General features: G+C 62.5%; 17 protein-coding genes. 10 read left to right on the plus strand and 7 right to left on the minus strand.

From position 1 onward, the window contains the following. Positions 1-158 precede the first annotated feature (158 nt). A complete protein-coding gene (locus tag ACVOKO_RS04345; protein WP_346497633.1) occupies positions 159-3,080 on the plus strand; it encodes an EAL domain-containing protein in 2,922 nt (973 codons plus the stop codon). Between the two features lie 123 nt (positions 3,081-3,203). On the opposite strand, the gene ACVOKO_RS04350 is transcribed toward ACVOKO_RS04345, so the two are convergent. Then, positions 3,204-4,190 carry a magnesium transporter CorA family protein gene (locus tag ACVOKO_RS04350; protein WP_346497635.1) on the minus strand — a complete coding sequence of 329 codons (987 nt, stop codon included), beginning with the start codon at positions 4,188-4,190 and terminating at the stop codon, positions 3,204-3,206. 272 nt (positions 4,191-4,462) lie between these two features. Here ACVOKO_RS04350 and ACVOKO_RS04355 point away from each other — a divergent pair, with 272 nt between their 5' ends. Further along, complete coding sequence (locus ACVOKO_RS04355) at positions 4,463-5,950, plus strand: FAD-dependent oxidoreductase (RefSeq protein WP_346497637.1); 1,488 nt, start codon at positions 4,463-4,465, stop codon at positions 5,948-5,950. 9 nt (positions 5,951-5,959) lie between these two features. Here the strand turns inward: ACVOKO_RS04355 and ACVOKO_RS04360 are convergent, their stop codons facing one another. Continuing rightward, positions 5,960-6,502, minus strand: a complete 543-nt coding sequence (locus ACVOKO_RS04360) for a hypothetical protein (protein WP_346497744.1) — start codon at positions 6,500-6,502, stop codon at positions 5,960-5,962. Here ACVOKO_RS04360 and ACVOKO_RS04365 point away from each other — a divergent pair. The 3 genes from ACVOKO_RS04365 to ACVOKO_RS04375 are packed head-to-tail and all read left to right on the plus strand — an operon-like array spanning position 6,434 to position 8,425. Continuing rightward, complete coding sequence (locus ACVOKO_RS04365; protein ID WP_346497639.1) at positions 6,434-7,714, plus strand: SDR family oxidoreductase; 1,281 nt, start codon at positions 6,434-6,436, stop codon at positions 7,712-7,714. The two genes, ACVOKO_RS04360 and ACVOKO_RS04365, sit on opposite strands and share 69 nt — an antisense overlap. Beyond that, positions 7,695-8,168, plus strand: coding sequence for a DUF2269 family protein (locus ACVOKO_RS04370; protein WP_346497641.1), 474 nt, complete (start codon positions 7,695-7,697; stop codon positions 8,166-8,168). The genes ACVOKO_RS04365 and ACVOKO_RS04370 overlap by 20 nt, the downstream gene beginning before the upstream one ends. 44 nt (positions 8,169-8,212) lie before the next feature. Then, on the plus strand, positions 8,213-8,425 hold the full coding sequence (locus ACVOKO_RS04375) for a hypothetical protein (RefSeq protein ID WP_346497643.1): 213 nt from the start codon (positions 8,213-8,215) through the stop codon (positions 8,423-8,425). Between the two features lie 92 nt (positions 8,426-8,517). On the opposite strand, the gene ACVOKO_RS04380 is transcribed toward ACVOKO_RS04375, so the two are convergent. Further along, positions 8,518-9,927 (minus strand): sensor histidine kinase, encoded by a 1,410-nt coding sequence (locus tag ACVOKO_RS04380; RefSeq protein ID WP_346497645.1) that lies wholly within the window; start codon positions 9,925-9,927, stop codon positions 8,518-8,520. Beyond that, positions 9,917-10,300: a response regulator gene (locus ACVOKO_RS04385; RefSeq protein ID WP_346497647.1), complete on the minus strand. Its 384-nt coding sequence runs from the start codon at positions 10,298-10,300 to the stop codon at positions 9,917-9,919. The genes ACVOKO_RS04380 and ACVOKO_RS04385 overlap by 11 nt, the downstream gene beginning before the upstream one ends. A gap of 289 nt (positions 10,301-10,589) precedes the next feature. Between ACVOKO_RS04385 and ACVOKO_RS04390 the strand changes: the two genes are divergently transcribed. The 4 genes from ACVOKO_RS04390 to ACVOKO_RS04405 all read left to right on the plus strand — a co-directional run bounded on the left by ACVOKO_RS04390 (position 10,590) and on the right by ACVOKO_RS04405 (position 12,615). Further along, positions 10,590-10,778, plus strand: a complete 189-nt coding sequence (locus tag ACVOKO_RS04390; RefSeq protein WP_346497649.1) for a VHS/ENTH/ANTH domain-containing protein — start codon at positions 10,590-10,592, stop codon at positions 10,776-10,778. A 420-nt stretch (positions 10,779-11,198) separates the two neighbouring features. Further along, a complete protein-coding gene (locus tag ACVOKO_RS04395) occupies positions 11,199-11,489 on the plus strand; it encodes a hypothetical protein (protein ID WP_346497651.1) in 291 nt (96 codons plus the stop codon). Positions 11,490-11,732: 243 nt separating this feature from the next. Continuing rightward, positions 11,733-12,374: a DUF4142 domain-containing protein gene (locus tag ACVOKO_RS04400; protein ID WP_346497653.1), complete on the plus strand. Its 642-nt coding sequence runs from the start codon at positions 11,733-11,735 to the stop codon at positions 12,372-12,374. 61 nt (positions 12,375-12,435) lie between these two features. After that, positions 12,436-12,615 (plus strand): hypothetical protein, encoded by a 180-nt coding sequence (locus tag ACVOKO_RS04405; protein WP_346497655.1) that lies wholly within the window; start codon positions 12,436-12,438, stop codon positions 12,613-12,615. A gap of 77 nt (positions 12,616-12,692) precedes the next feature. Here the strand turns inward: ACVOKO_RS04405 and ACVOKO_RS04410 are convergent, their stop codons facing one another. Together ACVOKO_RS04410 and ACVOKO_RS04415 are read right to left on the minus strand one after the other, a co-directional pair. Beyond that, positions 12,693-12,905, minus strand: coding sequence for a hypothetical protein (locus ACVOKO_RS04410; RefSeq protein WP_346497657.1), 213 nt, complete (start codon positions 12,903-12,905; stop codon positions 12,693-12,695). A 137-nt stretch (positions 12,906-13,042) separates the two neighbouring features. Next, on the minus strand, positions 13,043-15,073 hold the full coding sequence (locus ACVOKO_RS04415) for a catalase (RefSeq protein WP_430980714.1): 2,031 nt from the start codon (positions 15,071-15,073) through the stop codon (positions 13,043-13,045). A gap of 487 nt (positions 15,074-15,560) precedes the next feature. Between ACVOKO_RS04415 and ACVOKO_RS04420 the strand changes: the two genes are divergently transcribed. Continuing rightward, positions 15,561-16,724: a zinc-dependent alcohol dehydrogenase gene (locus tag ACVOKO_RS04420; protein WP_346497661.1), complete on the plus strand. Its 1,164-nt coding sequence runs from the start codon at positions 15,561-15,563 to the stop codon at positions 16,722-16,724. Positions 16,725-16,878: 154 nt separating this feature from the next. Here ACVOKO_RS04420 and ACVOKO_RS04425 read toward each other — a convergent pair whose 3' ends face one another. After that, positions 16,879-17,232, minus strand: a complete 354-nt coding sequence (locus tag ACVOKO_RS04425; RefSeq protein ID WP_346497663.1) for a BON domain-containing protein — start codon at positions 17,230-17,232, stop codon at positions 16,879-16,881. Positions 17,233-17,313: the final 81 nt, after the last annotated feature.

Genomic DNA, 17,313 nt, shown 5'->3' on the forward strand with positions numbered 1-17,313 from the left:
CGCTTCGCGCCAGTCGCACTGCTCCAACAACGCGTGCCGCTACTGGCGGGGTTGCGATTGCTACCTGGTCGCTAGTACGGCAGTAACGGTATTCTTCGGCGCGGTGCCCCGCCTGTGCACGGGCGGGCTACGGCTTATTCGATGGAGTGGAGGGATTGATGACAGCGGGTTCCACAGCAAAGGTCGGCTCCACATCGGTAATGCGCTGGGTGGGAACGCTGCTGGGTCTGGTGCTGAGTGCAGGCTTGCTGTCAACGATTCTCCAGGACCGCTCAGCGCGCCTGCAGGCAGCGCAACACCAGAGTGCGGCGATAGCCCAAGGCGTGGACCGGCTGCTCCGCTACGAGATACGCAACCTGGAAAGAGCATTGAACGGCATGGCCGCCGAGGCTGACGGCTTCGCAGCCGATCCTTCCCATTGGGATCTGCCCGAAACCATCCGCGGTGTCATTTCACGTAATGGCGAGCTCCAGGATATCGATGTGTTCGGTGCTGATGGGAGCTTGCTCCACGGCGGCGTGAACGCGCCTACCGCGGCGTCAGCCGTATTGCAGCCATCACTTCAGACCGGCCAGTTGGGTGTGGGCGCGTTGCTGAAGCAGGGTCGCGCGCAGCCTGTCGTGCAGCTGGTGGTACGCACGCCGCACGGGAACTGGCTGGTGGCGCGGCTGCGCACGTCGGAACTGCAGTCGATGCTGGAGGACGTCGATGTGGGCAGGGACGGTGGCACCGCCATCATGACCCCGGCCGGTGTCGTGCTTTCGCACCAGGGCGCAAGCCTGGACTACGCAGACCTGCCCGGCGGCCTGGCAGAACAGCCGCCGCGACTACATGCAGGCGCTGATGGCGATCTGCTGACCAGTCTGGCGTCCAGCAGCGGTTATCCGTTCGTGGTGGCGGCGGCCCTGTCCAGGAACGAGGCGATGAAGCCCTGGAGAAACTACAGCGCATTCGCGGTGTCGCTGTTGGTGTTGTATTGGTTTGGCATGTTCTATCTGATGCGGCGGATGGCGGCATCGGAGGCAGTACGTCACAACGTACATGTTGAACTGCAGCGTCACGCGGACTGGCTCGGCAAGGCGCAGGAAGCCTCGCGCGCGGGAGTCTGGGCGATGGATACGGGCCGCGACCAGGTACGCGCCTCGGCGCATGCGGCAGAGCTGTTTGGTTTCCCGCGTGCCGAAGGCATGCTGCCGCTGAAGGAATTCTTCAACCGCATGCATGACGCGGACCGGCCACGGGTTGAGCAGGCATTCGCGCAGGCGTGGGAAAGCGGCAGCCCCTTCCGTGCCGAATACCGCATCATGCTGCCCGATGGGCAGCAGCGCTGGATAAGCGCGCGCGGCGCTCCGGTGCATGACCACGACGGGGTGCTGCGCATGACCGGCACCATCATGGATATCACGGTCCGCCGGCTGCAGCAGAGTGACCTGGAACGCGCCGAATCACAGTTCCGCGAACTGTTCGAGCGCAATCCACTTCCGTTCTGGGTATTCGACATCCAATCGCTGCGCTTCCTTGCGGTGAACGCGGCGGCGGTACGTCGTTATGGCTATTCCCGTGAGGAATTCCTGGCGATGACCATTCTTCAGATCCGGCTGCCCGAGCAGGCAACGGCGGTACAGGAGTCGGTCGATGATCAGGCCGAGCCCCGTGATTCGCAGCCCATCTGGTTGCATATGACCCGCGACGGCCGCCGCATGCACGTTCGCGTCTATAGCAGCAGCATCCGTTTTGACGGCCATGACGCGCGCCTGGTGCTGGCTGAGGATGTCAGCGACCGGGTGGCCTATGAGGCCGATCTGAAATGGCGTGCCGCGCACGAAGAAAGCACCGGCCTCCTGCACCTGCGTACGCTGCTGGAACGGGTGGATGCAGCCCACAGGGGAGCAGCCCCCAGCAGCCCTTACGCCATCATCCACATCCAGCTCCGTGACCTGGAACTGATGTCCTCCACCTTCGGGCGCGGAACCCGGGACGCCCTCATCCGCAGCATCGCGCGGCGCCTGCAGCGGATAGCCGAAGGCCACGGGCACTTGGCCTATGCACCGGCGGACGCGTTCGTGCTGGCGATCACGCAGGGCGAGAACTGGAACGATCTGGTGGATGCGCTGGGCGCGGCCTTTACCGAGACCATCGAGTCGGTGACCGGCGTGCATCGCTTGGAAGGCTGGATCGGCGTTGCCTTCCAACAGCCTGAAGAACTGGCCGAGCAGGTAGCCGGGCACGCCGTGCTGGCGGCCTTCGAGGCGCGCGCGCAGAACCTGCCAACGATGCATTACTCACCGCGCATGGCCGAGCATGCGGCGGACCGGCTGGCGACGGTGCACCGGCTGCGCAGCGCATTGGCCAACGCCGAGTTCGAGCTGTTCTTCCAGCCCATCAAACGGGTGCGCGATGGAAGCATCATCGTCGCCGAAGCGCTGCTGCGCTGGCACACCGAGGACGGCTATGTCTCCCCGGCTACCTTCATTCCGCTGTGCGAGGAATCCGGGCTGATCGTGCCACTTGGCGAATGGGTGATTGACGCAGCGGCGCGTGCACGCCAGACATTGGGCGCGTGGGGCCACGACGGCATCGCCATCGCCATCAACGTGTCCGCCGTGCAGTTCATGTCCGGCACGGTGTCGAGCATGCTGCGCGATGCACATCTGCGTTACCACCTGCCACGCGGCGCCCTGCATGTGGAGCTGACCGAAAGCGCGATGCTGCAGCGCCCGGAAATGGCACAGGCAACGATGGAGGAGCTACGGCGGGACGGTGTCTGCGTTTCGATAGACGATTTCGGCACCGGCTTCTCCAGCATGAGCTACCTGCGCGACCTGCCGCTGGATCACCTCAAGATCGACAGGAGCTTCGTACAGAACGTGCACAGCGACCCGCGCAATGCGTCCATCTGCAATGCGCTGGTCGCGTTGGGGCATGGCTTGGGGCTGAGCATTGTTGCCGAAGGCGTCGAGAGCCCCGCCGAGTTCGAATGGCTGGCCGCGCATGGCGTTGATTGCGTGCAGGGCTACTACATCGCACGCCCCATGCCTCTGCAGGCGTTCATCGAGTGGGTGGAAGCCAACGCTGCCTAGCCGCTCAGGTGCCGCCAGCGAGAAGCGACAGCAACAGCACCAGGGACAGCCATTGCGCCTGCAGAACTCGAACCGCGTACGTTCACTCGTCACCTTGTTCCGCTGTTCCTACGCGTGGCGCCGCTAGAACCAGCGGCGGCGGCGGCCCAGCAAGGTCATCGCTACCGAGAACAGCAACAACCCGACCACGATCGACCAGAAGCCCGCATCGCGCGTCTGGAACAGGCTGGCTTCGAAATTCATCCCCAACGCGCCGACGAACGTGGCCAGCACACCGGCGATCACGGTGACGAACGTCAGTACCCGCATCGATCCGTTGGTGCGCAGCGCGACCTGGCCACTGAACAGCTCGAAGCTGCCGACGACCAGTTCGCGCGCGTTCTCGATCATGTCCATGGCCCGTTCGAATCGTGTGTCCAGCGCGACGAAATGACGCTCTGCATCCCTGCTCTCCGACGGCCGGAAATCAGGCCGCGACAAGGTGCCGAACACGGCACGGTGCGGCGCCAGCATTCGACGCAGGCGCGACGCCCAGCGCCGCAACCGTTGCAGCTCCTGGAGGTTGGCTTCGATGTCATTGCTCGACATGTCCGATTCCAGGTGCTCGACGGCACATTCGAAATCGCTGACAGCGTCGAAGTACCCGGATAGCTGGCGGTCCAGCAGCGTGGCGACGAAGCTCTCCGACGACAGGCTGCCGATGACGGCGCCATGCGCAGTTTCACGCAAGGCGGCCAGAAACGGGATTTCCTCGCTGTGGTAGGTGATCACACGGTTGCGCCCCACCACGCAGGTCAGTACGGCACCACTCACCAGCTCGTCGCCCTGTGCCGGCGCTACGGCGACGGCGCGCGCCCAGAAGTACTCTCCCTCGCGTTCCACCAACGGCGTGCTGCCAGACTCCAGCAGCGGCCGTACAAGCGCGGGCAGTTCGCAGGCGCGCCACAGGCTATCCAGTGTCTGCTCGTCGGGTGCCGACAGATCCACCCACAGCAACTCATCTTCCGTAGGCAGGCATTCGCCCATGTCGGCCAGGCTCAACTCATGTGGCGGTGCATTGGATCGGAACAATCGGGCAAAGAAACCCGGCACGGCGGCCCTGCTTTCCATCTACCGCTCCTCCTTCAAACACAGGCAACCATTGATGGCGGTACGTTGTGTCCTGTCGCACCCCAGCGCTGCACATCGCAACGCTGGGGACCCGCTGCGGCTGCAGCTGCCTGTGGTGTAGCCAGCCCACCGATAACGACGCGTGAGCAGGCGTGAAGCGAACGCAGGCGTGTTGTATCCGCATGCATCAACACAGTGTGTTCACACAAATCCACGGACTACCAACGACCGTACATGGAGCATGCAGATCAACTCAGAACGTGGTGATGAGCATGACCAGCATCTGGATGGCCTCTCATCCCTTCGTTCCCACCCCACAGGTACTGAGCGGTGACATCAATGCCGACGTGGTGGTTGTCGGTGCCGGCATTACCGGCCTGCTGACGGCGTGGCGGCTGTGCGACGCGGGCTACCAGGTGGTAGTTCTGGAGGCAGGGCTGGCCGGGCAGAAGAACACCGGTGCCTCCACAGGCAACCTCTATGCCGCCACGTCGCAGATGGCAGGCATGCTCGACAAATGGGGGAAGGATGTCGTGCGCGAGGTGGTTGCCGCACGCATGCACGCCATTGCCGGGGTCGAGACACTGGTCCAGCAACAGCTGATTGAATGTGGTTTCGCGCGCGCGCCGCTGCAGTGGGGTATCGAAGGCAGCGGCCAGGTCGAGTTGCAGGCGTATCAGCGGGAGCTCGCGGCATACCAGACTGCCGGCCTGAATCCGCAGACGGGCCGGAGCAGCCTGCCCTTCGCGTTGACCGAATCGTTCAACGTGGAAGCACAGGCGCAGTTTGATCCCTACCGGTTCTGTCGTGCCTTGCTTGCCCAGCTGAGCCAGCACGCTGCGGTATTCGAGCAGAGCCAGGTCACCGACATCGACGCCCGCGCGGGCCGGGTGACCACGGCCAACGGGACGGTGCACGCCACCCACATCGTTCTGGCAACGCATTCACCGGCGGGCTTCAACCTGCTGCAGGCGGAAATGGAGGTGTACCGCGAGTACGGCATCGCGGTCCCGGTCGAGACGCCGCCTGCCGAAGGCATTCATTGGGTGACCGACAGTGGCCGCTCGCTGCGCTCGGTACCGGGGCGGCAGTCGCCGTTGCTGGTAGTCGTCGGCGAAAAACATCGCACCGGCGAATGGTCTCCTGCGCAGGACCCTGTCGGCCGCCTGCTTGACTATGCGCAGCAACGGTTCGTGGTGAACGGCCCGGTGGCGGCAAGCTGGTCAGCCCAGCAGTTCAAACCCGCTGACGGGCTGCCCTATATCGGCAGCAGCGCACATGAAAATGTGTGGGTCGCCACCGGTTTCCAGGCCGATGGCTTGACCTGGGGTGCGCTTGCGGCCGAGTTGATCGTCCAGGGCATCGAAGGGCAGCAGCCCAGCGACCTGGCACATCTGCTCAGTCCGCTGCGGATAACGCCGATCAAGTCGGCCGCTGGCTGGGCCAGAACCAATGCCACGGTGATCAAGCATATGGTCGGCGACCGCCTGAAGGCGGGAGCCGACGATGGCACGGAGATCGCACCGGGCTCCGGACGTATCGTGGGCCGTGGCGAGAACCGTTGTGCCCTGTATCGCGACCCAAGCGGCATGTTGCATGCAATGTCTCCGGTCTGCCCGCATCTGAAATGCATCGTGCAGTGGAACGGGGAAGCCAGCAGTTGGGACTGCCCGTGCCACGGCAGCCGCTTCAGCCCCACCGGTGAACTACTCGAAGGCCCCGCATTGACGGGACTGGCAAGTAAACGAGCGCCTTCCTAGGCCATCCCTTCATGCACGCGCAGCCGCGCGGGTGAGCAACCACGGCAAGGCCAGGCCCATGCCGAACGCTGCGTAGATGCAGAACATGTCCACCGGTTGCAGCCGTCGCTCAAAGCCCGGCGTCATCCGCGACGGTACGACCTTGTAATCGACCAGATACGCAGTGACAGCTGTTGCTGCAGCCAGCGTTACAACCGGCTGCGGTGAGCAGCGGCCCCGCCGCAGGGTTTCATACCCCGTTGCCCAGAACACGGAGGACGCATGATGGATCAGATACCCCGTAACGGTATGGCGAATGCTCCAACCTGTGCGACGGTGCGCCTGGCGCGGCCAGATCCATTGGCTGGTGGCATTGGTGCCGGCGGCCGCCGCATTGCTGCGGCGGTAGCTGAACCACGAGACCAACACGCTGGACACCACACTGGCGCAACTTCCGGAGCACAGGGCGCGCACGAACAATTGCTTCACCGTGCGCCGCTGTGTGTGTTCATCAGCGGCGGCACCGGGTTGATCGGCAAAGCACTGGCGGAGCGACTTGAGCGTTGTGGACATGGGGTCATCCTGGGAGTGAGGGACGAAGCCGAAGCTTCACGCAGTCAGCCGGGTGCGCGCTTTGTCCACCTTGATTTCACCGGCCGCCCCGATCCATCCGTTGTTGCGCTGCTGGCCGGCGTGGACGTGGTGGTGAATGCCGCAGGCATCTTCAACGAGACCTCCACGCAGAGTTTCGACGACGTGCATGTGAAAGGCCCGTGCACTCTGTTCGACCTTGCCGCCCAGGCCGGTGTGAAGCGCATCATCCAGATATCCGCACTCGGCGCGGAGCTGCATGCTGACACGCGTTATTGGCGCAGCAAGGCCCGGGGGGATCGCTGTGCGAGCGCGTTTGCAGGAACCGCCGTGGTGGTGAGGCCTTCGTTGGTATATGCCGCGTTGGGCGCCAGCAGTGTGCTGTTTCAGCGTCTGGCAGTGCTGCCGTGGCTGCCGTTGCCGGCCACAGCCGGCGAGGTGCAACCTATTCACCTGGATGACCTGGTCGATGGCCTGGTCGCGCTGGTGCAGCACCCGCAACCGCCGCCGCTGATTGCCGCTGTAGGCCCGGTTGCGCTGGGCATGGATGCCTATCTGCGGGCGCTTTCTCCAGCACCGGTCAAGCGCCGTATCGTGTGGCGCATTCCAATGCGCGTGGCCCTGCCGTTGGCAAAATGCCTGCAGAAGCTTCCCGGCAGCACCGTCAGTACGGATGCGCTGAAGATGCTCGCCCATCCAAACACCGCCAATGCTGCGCCATGGGCGGCCCTGGTCGGCAGGCCGCTGCGGCGGCCGGAGCAGTTCGTCGAACCAGCGCGTCGGCAGCAGGCCCATCAGCTGGCGGTGCTGGCCAACATGCTGCCGGTGCTGCGGCTGAGCCTGTCACTGACGTGGTTGGTAACTGCGTGGGTGTCGGCATTTGTTTACCCGCAGGCGGCCAGCCTCGACTTGCTGGTGCGCGCGCAGGTTCCGCTGGTGGTGGCACCACTGGCGCTGTACACGGCAGCACTGCTGGACGCGGCACTGGCATTGGCAATGTGGGTGCGGCGCTGGCGACGCGGTGTGTATCTGCTGCAGATAGGCCTGATGCTGGTGTACAGCGTGATCATCAGCCTGTGGCTGCCCGAGTACTGGGCCCACCCCTACGGGCCGATGGTCAAGAACCTGCCGATGCTCGCATTGACCGCACTGCTGCTCTGGCTGGAGAGTCCGCATGGACGTCGTACTCGTTAAATACCTGCATATTCTTTCCTCGACGTTCCTGTTCGGAACCGGCGTGGGCACTGCGTTCTACCTGTTGTTGATCAGCCGCGAACGCGACCCCGCCGTGGTTGCGCCGGTTGCACGCCTGGTGGTGATTGCCGATTGGTTGTTCACCGCCACCACCATCATCCTGCAGCCACTGTCGGGGCTGTACCTGGCCCATCGCATGGGCATAGCACTGACCACGCCCTGGCTCTACTGGTCGGTGGTGCTGTTCATCCTGGCCGCGCTCTGTTGGTTGCCGGTGGTCTGGCTGCAGATGAAGCTGCGCGACATCGCCGAGGCAGCTGCAGCGTCCGGGCAGCAGCTGCTGCCGCTGCGCTACTACCAGTATCTGGGCGCATGGGCCGCGCTGGGCGTGCCGGCCTTGATCTCGTTCCTGATCGTGTTCTACCTGATGACCGCCAAACCCGCGCTTGGCTGAAACCACGCTTATGCAATCGAAGGATGGAACACCTGGAGGTGACTATGGAAAATACTACGCACTACCTGTCAGACGATGAGCGAATGACCCTGCAGACCGCCTACCAGCTGCACGGGAGCGGCGCCGAATTCTGGGAGACCTACCAGACGCTGCTGCGCCTGGTCACGACACGGACGGGCGACCACGCCAATGTCGCCAACGAACTGGCAAGCCTGGCTGTACAGATAGGGGCCACCGACGAAGCGCTGTTCGTCTGAGCTATCGGGCCGCTCGCAATCGTGAGCCAATGCAGGAATGCGGCCCCACTCCTTGCCGGCTCATCCCATCGCGCAGGCAACTGTGGATGACATCATGCCGACGGTATCGCCGACGTTTTCGGCAGCGGCACTTCCACCACGCACTCCACACCTCTGCTGGTCAGCTCATAGGACGTCCGCGCTTTGAGCTGATAGGGCAATGCCCGTTCGATCAACTCCCGGCCATAGCTGCCCTTGCGCTCGGGATGCGGCTCGACCTCGCCGTAGAACTCCTCACTCCAGGTCATCTTCAATGCCGGCGTGCCATCTTCCCAACGATGGACATGCCAACGCACGGTCAGCTTTCCGGTGTCGGAACCGAGCGCGCCGTACTTGGCTGCATTGGTCGCCAGTTCGTGCAGCGCCAAGGCAAATGTCTGCAATGTGGTCGAACGCAAGCCCACGCCTGTTGGCCCGTCAAGCACCACGCAGCCGCGTTCGGCACCGTGCGCTTGCAGCTCCTGATGCAGCAGCTTGTCAAACGCCACCTTGCCGCCGTCGTCCAGACTGGACAGCAGCGACTGCACCCTCGCGATGGCTTCGATACGGTTGCCGTAAGCGTCGCGGAACTGGTCAATACTTTCGCATTCACTGAGCGTGCGGTCGGCCACCGCACGGATCACCGCCATCAGGTTGCGGGTGCGATGCTGCAGCTCGGCCATCAGCACCTGGGCACGGCCAGCGGCTTCCTTCTCTTCGGTGCAGTCATGGCCAATGCCACCGATGCGCACCACGCGCCCTTCGGGATCAAGCAATGGGAACTTGGTATTGCGCATCCAGCGGATGGCACCGTCTCCTCTGAGAATCCGGTACTCGATCACCATCCGTTGGCCCGTGCGGACGCGCTTCAGTGCGTCGTGCACCTTGTGCTGGTCTTCGGGGAGTATGTGGCTGAGCCAGCTTTCCAGTGTCGGGTGAGCCAGCATGGCGCCGCATTCGGAGCCATAGAGCCGCTCGAAAGCATGGCTGAGGTATTCCAGGTCCAGCGTCTCGGCGTTGCGTATCCACAGCACGTCCGAAGATGCATTGCTGAATTGTGCAAACCGCGCCGTGCTCTCCTGCAGGGCGCGCCCGGTGTCGATGTGATCGGTGATGTCATGGATGGTGCCAACCACACGCTCCGGTTCATCGACCGGCTGCGACAGGAACAGACGCTTCAGCAGCAGGCAACGTTGCTGGCCATCGGGCAACCAATACCGGAAGCGACAGGTAAATTCGTCGTATTCCTCGCCCGCCCGCAGCAACACCGTGCGCAGCGCTTCCCGGTCCCGCTCATGGACGCGGGCCAGCAAGGCCTGCATGGTTGGCGCAATGACGCTGGGGCGATAACCGCAGATGTCGAAGCGGCGGTCTGCCCATACGATGGAATCGTCCTCTACCTGCCACACCCAACCCGCAAGATCAGCCGACACCACCGGCGGAATCCCCATGTCCGAGCCACCGCGTTCGGGATCAATGGACATCGCCGCTGATATCCAGCAGCGCCGCCAACTTTTCCCTTACCTGCTCCACACCAAATGGTTTGGTGCACTGCGGGCTGTCGGCATAACGCGGCGGCACCAGCTCCCGGTCGTAGCCTGAGGTGAACAGCAACGGCACGTGTTCATTGCTCAGTCTGTCCGCTACTGGATACACGCTTTGCCCACCCAGGTTGACATCCAGGATCGCTGCATCCGGCAGCGGGCACGTGTCCAACAGCACATCGGCGTCTTCGAGGTTTGCAACCGGCCCCAGAACTTCGGCACCGTCGCCTTCAAGAAGATCGCGCAGACACTGAGCCAGAATGTATTCGTCTTCGACCACAAGAATCCGTCGTCCGGCGAGATTGCTAGGCATCAGGGCGGTTCCTTTGAATCTGAATGGAAATATCAGCCCGTCCGTGTTCTGCAAGCGTGAAAGAAGCGAACAATGAAGTGAGGCCGCCTTCAAACAACCAGGCAATGGCCGTGTGGCAAGAGTCAACGTGTATGCGCTTCAACTGACGACGACGTAACGCCTGCGGGACTACGGTTTGCCTGTGTTGGCAGGCGCCGCCCACACCCGCTTCCGCGCGCCGCGGGCAGACAAACGTCATCCTCGGCAACGCCGGCGCCTGCGTACCCCCACGTTCAGCGGACACCGCCAAATGGACAATCAGCGCCTGCACCACCTTCGCAACGACTTGAACGTTGTGACCTTGGGCCTGTCCTTGCTTAGAAGGCAGTTGGATGGCAAGGCGCCGACAGAGGCGCTGGACACACTTCGCCACATTGAAAAGGCTGCCGAGCGTTGCGGATCGGCCATCCGGTCTCAAAGTCAGGCGACGAAAGCCTGAGACCGCTGGCACCCATTCATCCAACGTGGGTGCCGATAGCAGCGCAGGAATCCGGGGCACCGAAGAAGGCGCTTTGAAGGCGTTGCAGATGCCTGCTGTTTCATCCGTACGTCACCGCCTGCCGATCCAGGAGATTGAGATGGTCCGCCGCAACCACGACAGGGGCAACGTGCTGCAAACAGTCCGCTTGCCTGCGCTCTCGCACGTCCCCAGCACGGATCGCGAATGCCGTGATCGGAACCATGAAGATCAGAAAACCGTTGCCAACGGCGTTCACGGATGCCGCAAAGGTACGCAAGCGCGTACCCACGCAAGCACAGCCGCACTGCGCTCGCGGCACCGCGCTCCATCCTCGAAATGGGCCACCGCACATTCCCTGCGTCAGCCAACGGAAGGCGATGCCATGACGCGGAGCTCAAGGTGACCAAGGCGCTGCCAAGCCGGCTTCCCCCACCCTTTCATTGGGTGGAAGAGCAGGACCGGAAGCATCTGTTCCTGGGCAGCACAAAGGTGCTGGAAATCTGCAAGCGCAACCGCGGATGGATAGTGCATATCTTTCTGCAGGACCCGGAACGCCCGCAGCCGATCGTCGCGGTAGGCTCGGCCAACGCAGGCATGCGCTGGGGTGCGAACTGGGCAAAGCTGCGCGTGCGCCTGCTCTCATCTCTCGCAGCAGCCAAGGATGATCACACGCCCACAACACCGTCCTGAACAGGCCACGGTGACCGCTTTGAAACGCCTTTCAAACGCTTTCTGATGCAGTTGTTGCCGGTTGGCCACGCAATGAAGGAGGGCAGCCAAGGCGACAGGTGATCATCTGCTCACAGCGATCCACGGATGCACAACACAGTGCTTGCCAAGATGCTGGTGTGCGCTGGACTCAGGCACCCCGCATCCACGCTTACGCATACAGCGAAGTGGTCAGCGCCTGCATCCAAACAAAGGAAATGCCCAATGAACATCCGCATCCTCACAACTGCACTTTCCTTGGCCTGCACCATTGCATTGGCCGGCTGCCGGGGTGAACCCGACCATCCCGCGCCGTCAGACCCAGCGCCGAGCACACCTGCCACCGCGTCTGCCGCCGGCACCGCCAGCCCTGACGCGGCCGCCGAGAAACCAACAATGCCGGATCAAAGCGCCGGTGAACGCTCCGCGCTCGGCGTGTTGAACGCCATCAACGATCACGAGATCGCCGCTGGCCGCCAGGCGCTGGAGAAAAATGTCAAAGGCGAGGTCGCCGACTATGCGCGGCTCATGATCAACGAGCACACACGCAACAAAGAGCAGACCAACGCGCTGAATCCGGATAACCAGAGCGCGGATGCCAAAACCCAGGCGGCCGCCGGCCAAGCGCTGCTCGATCAGATCAACAGCAAACAGGGCGATGCCTACAGCAAGGCGTATGTGGCGGCGATGATCACCGGGCATACCGACGCATTGGCTGCTCTGGACGACAAGCTGATCCCCGCTACAGCCAGCCCGCAGGCCAAGGCCCATCTTCAGCAGACACGGGAGCATGTGGCGCGTCATTTGACCCAGGCCCGCGCACTGGCCAAGGACGAGAAGCAGGCCGCGCCCGACAAGGCTGATTGACCTTCATCCCGCTCTACCAGGCTGACCGATGTTGAGCCCATCCGTACCGAGGAGAACACTCATGGCAAAGCTGCCGTTCAATCCAACGGGCACTGCAAGCCACCAGAACAAGCCGCACACCGCTGACAAGCTTCGCAACGACAAGGCGTTGTGGAAGGACCATGACATGTCCGACGCGCAACACACCGCCAAGCCGGAGGACTACGAGCGTCCACCACCGCCCGCCCGAAAAGAAAAATGATCTCCCACGTTGAACAATAAAAAAGGCCCCGCGATGCGGGGCCTTCTGCTTTTGGAGCTCAATCAACGATTGCGCTCTTACTCGCTGCGGCTCTGGTCCTTCCGGTTCTGATCGTTCTGATCATTGCGGTTCGGGTCCTTGCGGTTCTGATCATTCTGATCAGTGCGCTTCTGATCGTTCTGGTTCTGATCGTTCTGGTTCTGGTCATTGCCAGTCTGATCATTCGGATTCTGATCATTCTGGTTCTGCTCATTGCGGGTCTGTTCGTTTTCGCGTGGATTCTGGCTCATGGTGTTTCTCCATCCCCGCCAGCGGAATGCTGCGGTACGGTGTCATCCTCGCGCCTGCCGCATGTTGAGGAAGTGCACAGGTGTGACGCGCATGTGCATTGTCTCGACGGTTCAGCAGAACAACTCGCGCCTACGCTTCATGGCGCGATCAATGCAGGTTCCCGGGCCGGATTGCGGTGGGCTTCGATGGCGGCAACAAAGTCTGCTATCACGTCATCGTTGAGATCCTCGGCCATGAGCAGCAGCGGGTCGTGTTCAAGCACGCCTGGCCCTGCAGTCTCCAGCACCGCCTTGGCATCACCAACGAACAGCAGAGGCTTGCCATGCCGATAGGCGTCGCGTACGTGCTCCAAGGCGCGCACGTCCCGCGAGAGCGTATCCACCGCCTTCATTCCCGACGCGACCACCAAGGCGTCGAACAGCACGCCTGGCTCGTTTTCCAATGACGCATCTGCATCGATGACGCCGCCCTCCTCGCTTTCCAGCGCCCCCACATGCGGCCCTACAAGGCGCACCATCGCACCCTGCGCGCTCAGTGCCTCGGCCAGCACGACGAGGTCGCCCTGCCGGCTTCCATCCGCCACCAGGATGGCGATACGGCGCGTGTGCACACCACCTTCGCCTGGCCGCGCCAGCAACGACAATGCAGGCGAGTTGGCAACTTCTACTTTCACCTTGCCTTTTGAAATGCTTGGCATGCGCGGTGGCAGCGGCATACCCAGCCCCTGCGCCACCTGCGCTGCGAGTGCCTCAGATGCATTACGGAGCATGGACACCACGCGTTTGCGCACCGCCGGCACTGTAACCTTGCTCAGCTCGAACCGGAACGCCTCGGCGATGTGGCGCTGCTCCGCTTCGGTCTGGCTTTCGTAGAAAAGCGTGGCCTGGGCGAAGTGCTCCGCAAATTTCTCGGGTTTGGCACGGACTTCGTCGCCCTGTACGGGCTCGGCGAAAGACACAAAGCCGGCACCGCCGGCCTGGAAAGGGCAACCGCCCGCCAGCGAGTTGGGTTCGTAGGACACCCTGCCCCGATGTACCGCTTGGCGGTGCATCCCGTCGCGCTGATTGTTGTGCACCGGAACAACAGGCGCATTTATCGGAATCTCATGGAAATTCGGCCCGCCCAACCTGCTTATCTGCGTGTCCACATACGAATGAATGCGACCGGCCAGCAGCGGATCGTTGCTGAAATCAATGCCGGGAATCACATGCGCCGTGCAGAACGCCACCTGCTCGGTTTCGGCAAAAAAATTGTCGGGATTGCGGTTCAGCACCATGCGCCCGACGGGCTGCACCGGCACCAGTTCCTCCGGCACCAGCTTGGTTGCATCCAATACATCAAAGCTGAAGCTTTCCGCCTGTTCTTCGGTGAACACCTGCACGCCCAACTCGTACTCCGGATACTCGCCGGCTTCGATGGCTTCCCACAGGTCGCGGCGATGGAAGTCCGGATCCGCACCGGCGATCTTTACCGCCTCATCCCATACCAGCGAGTGCGTGCCCAGCTTCGGCGACCAATGGAACTTGCAGAACACGGACTTGCCGCGCGCATTCACCAGCCTGAAAGTATGGACGCCGAAGCCCTGCATCATCCGATAGCTGCGCGGAATGGCGCGGTCGGACATCTGCCACATCAACATATGAGTGGATTCCGGCATCAGCGACACAAAATCCCAGTACGTATCATGCGCCGATGCTGCCTGCGGCATGGCGTGGTGCGGCTCTGGCTTTACCGCATGCACCAGATCAGGAAACTTGATAGCGTCCTGGATGAAGAAAACCGGCATGTTGTTGCCAACCAGGTCCCAGTTCCCCTCCTCGGTATAGAACTTGACCGCGAAGCCGCGTACATCGCGTGCCGTGTCCTTGGAGCCGCGCTCGCCGGCAACGGTTGAGAAGCGCACGAACACCGGCGTTTGCTTGCCGGCTGTCTGGAAAGGCGCGGCGCGGGTCAGCGCGGAGAGGTCTTCATACGCTTCAAAGTAGCCGTGTGCGCCAGAGCCGCGTGCATGAACGATACGCTCGGGAATACGTTCGTGATCGAAGTGGGTGATCTTCTCGCGCAAGATGAAGTCTTTCAACAGCGCAGGCCCGCGTACTCCAGCTTTTAGGCTGTTCTGGTTGTCAGCAACCGGCACCCCTTGATTCGTGGTGAGCTGCTGATCCATCGCATCGTTGCGTGCCCGCGGCAGCGCCCCGCCACCCGAGTCCTGCCCTGGCGCAGCGGCAATCCCCGTCTTTTCGTTTGCGTTCGATTCGCTTGTGGTACTTGCACCCGCTGCGGTGGAGGGGGCAGTGAAGTGCTCACCCTCCGGTGGCGACAGTGCGTTTTTCCGGCCGTGCTCGGCCGCCTTCTGTGCATTGTGTGCACGCGCTGCGGACCAGTCATCCATGGCTTTCGGCACCGCATCCACGTCACGGACAGGTTTACGCGAGCTCGCCTGCGCCGGGCCGCTGTCAGAACGTGCGGCGGATTTTTCCGGATGAGTGGGTGATGAGGGATGTTTGCGGCTGGCCATGACAGGGACTCTTCTGGACGGCTCTCAAACATAGTCACATGGGGTGAAACACACGTGATCCGAATGTCGGTTCCAATCACGGCGGGTTGACCGCAGCCAGCGCAGTTTCCAGCGACACCCAGCCGTCGAGATGATCATGAGAGCACTCACCTATCAGGGCGCCAACAACGTAAGCATGGAAACCGTACCCGATCCTGAAATCATTGCAGCTGACGACATGATTCTGCGGGTGACGGCAACTGCCATCTGCGGATCGGACCTGCATATTCTTCACGGAAAGATTCCGGGCATGAAAGATGGTGACATCCTCGGCCACGAATTCATGGGTGTTGTCGAAGAAGTTGGTTCGGAGGTGACGCGCGTGAAACCTGGCGACCGGGTGGTTATTCCCTTCGTCATCGCCTGCGGTCAGTGCTTCCATTGCTTGCTGAATGAGTACGCCGCCTGCGAAACCACCAATAGCGGCCCCGGTGCGGCAATGAACCCGAAGAGCATCAAGCCGCCAGCGGCGTTGTTCGGCTACAGCCATATGTACGGCGGCATTGCAGGTGGACAGGCGGAACTTGTGCGCGTACCCAAAGCCAACGTCGGCCCATTGGTGGTGCCGGATGTGCTCAGCGATGAACAGGTATTGTTTCTCTCGGACATTCTGCCAACCGGCTACCAGGCAGTGCTCAACGCGGGGGTCAAGCCCGGTTCAACGCTGGCGATCTTCGGTGCCGGGCCGGTGGGCTGCATGGCCGCAGCCTGCGCGCGCATGCTCGGTGCCGAAACCATCTACATGGTCGACCACAACCCTTACCGGCTGGAATTCGCACGCGATACCTATGGCGTGCTGCCGATCAACTTCGACCAGGACCACGACCCGGCCGAGCTCATCATCCAGGCAACACAGGGGCGCGGTGTAGACGCCTGTATCGATGCGGTGGGTTTCGAGGCCAAGGGCAGCACCACCGAGACCGTGCTCACCACGCTGAAACTGGAAGGTTCCAGCGGTAAAGCGCTGCGCCAATGCATAGCCGCGACGCGGCGCGGCGGCACGGTAAGCGTACCGGGTGTCTATGCCGGCTTCATCCATGGTTTCCTGTTTGGCGACGCGTTCGACAAGGGCCTGACCCTCAAGATGGGCCAGACCCACGTGCAGGGCCTGATGCCGGAATTGCTGGAGGCCATAGGCGAGGGACGACTGAAACCGGAAGTGATCATTTCCCACCGCATGAAATTGCAGGATGCAGTACGCGGCTATGAGCTGTTCGACGAGCGGCAGGACAACTGTCGCAAGGTGGTACTCACCCCATGATTGCGGCGGCTATTGGCGATGCCAAACGGAACTGACATCGGCACGCAAGCAAGAGCCCCTCAGCGAGGGGCTCTTTGCACGGCATTCCTGCCGCCATCATCAGCGCCTGCGCAACGGCAGCCAGCAGGCGCGGCGGGGAAGTGCGGTTCCGCGCTTACTTGTTGGCCGCGAGGGTAAGACCACTCGCATCAACGCGTTTCACGCCCTGGATGCCGCCCGCAGTGGCGACCGCCCGCTCCTTCTCTGCGGCACTGCCGACCATGCCGCTCAGCGCAACCACGCCGTTGACGGTCTCAACCTTGATTTCCATGCCCGGTACATTGCTGGTGGTCAGCAGGTCGGCTTTCACCTTGGTGGTGATCCACGTATCGCTGCCCGGCTGCTGGGAATCCGTCTGCGTGGTGTGCCCGGCCTTGGCCTTGTCATGTGCCGTTGGCGGGTTGCCCGCGCTTGCCACCGCAGCGGCCATGCCCAGTGGAATCACCAGCATCATTGCGAATCGGCTCATGTTTGCTCGGTTCATTGACGTGTCCTTGAACGGAGCAGGAGAGCTCCATCGCCAGCGTCTGCCTGTTGCGGTTAACGAGGC

Source organism: Stenotrophomonas sp. STEN240 (genome assembly GCF_056756175.1).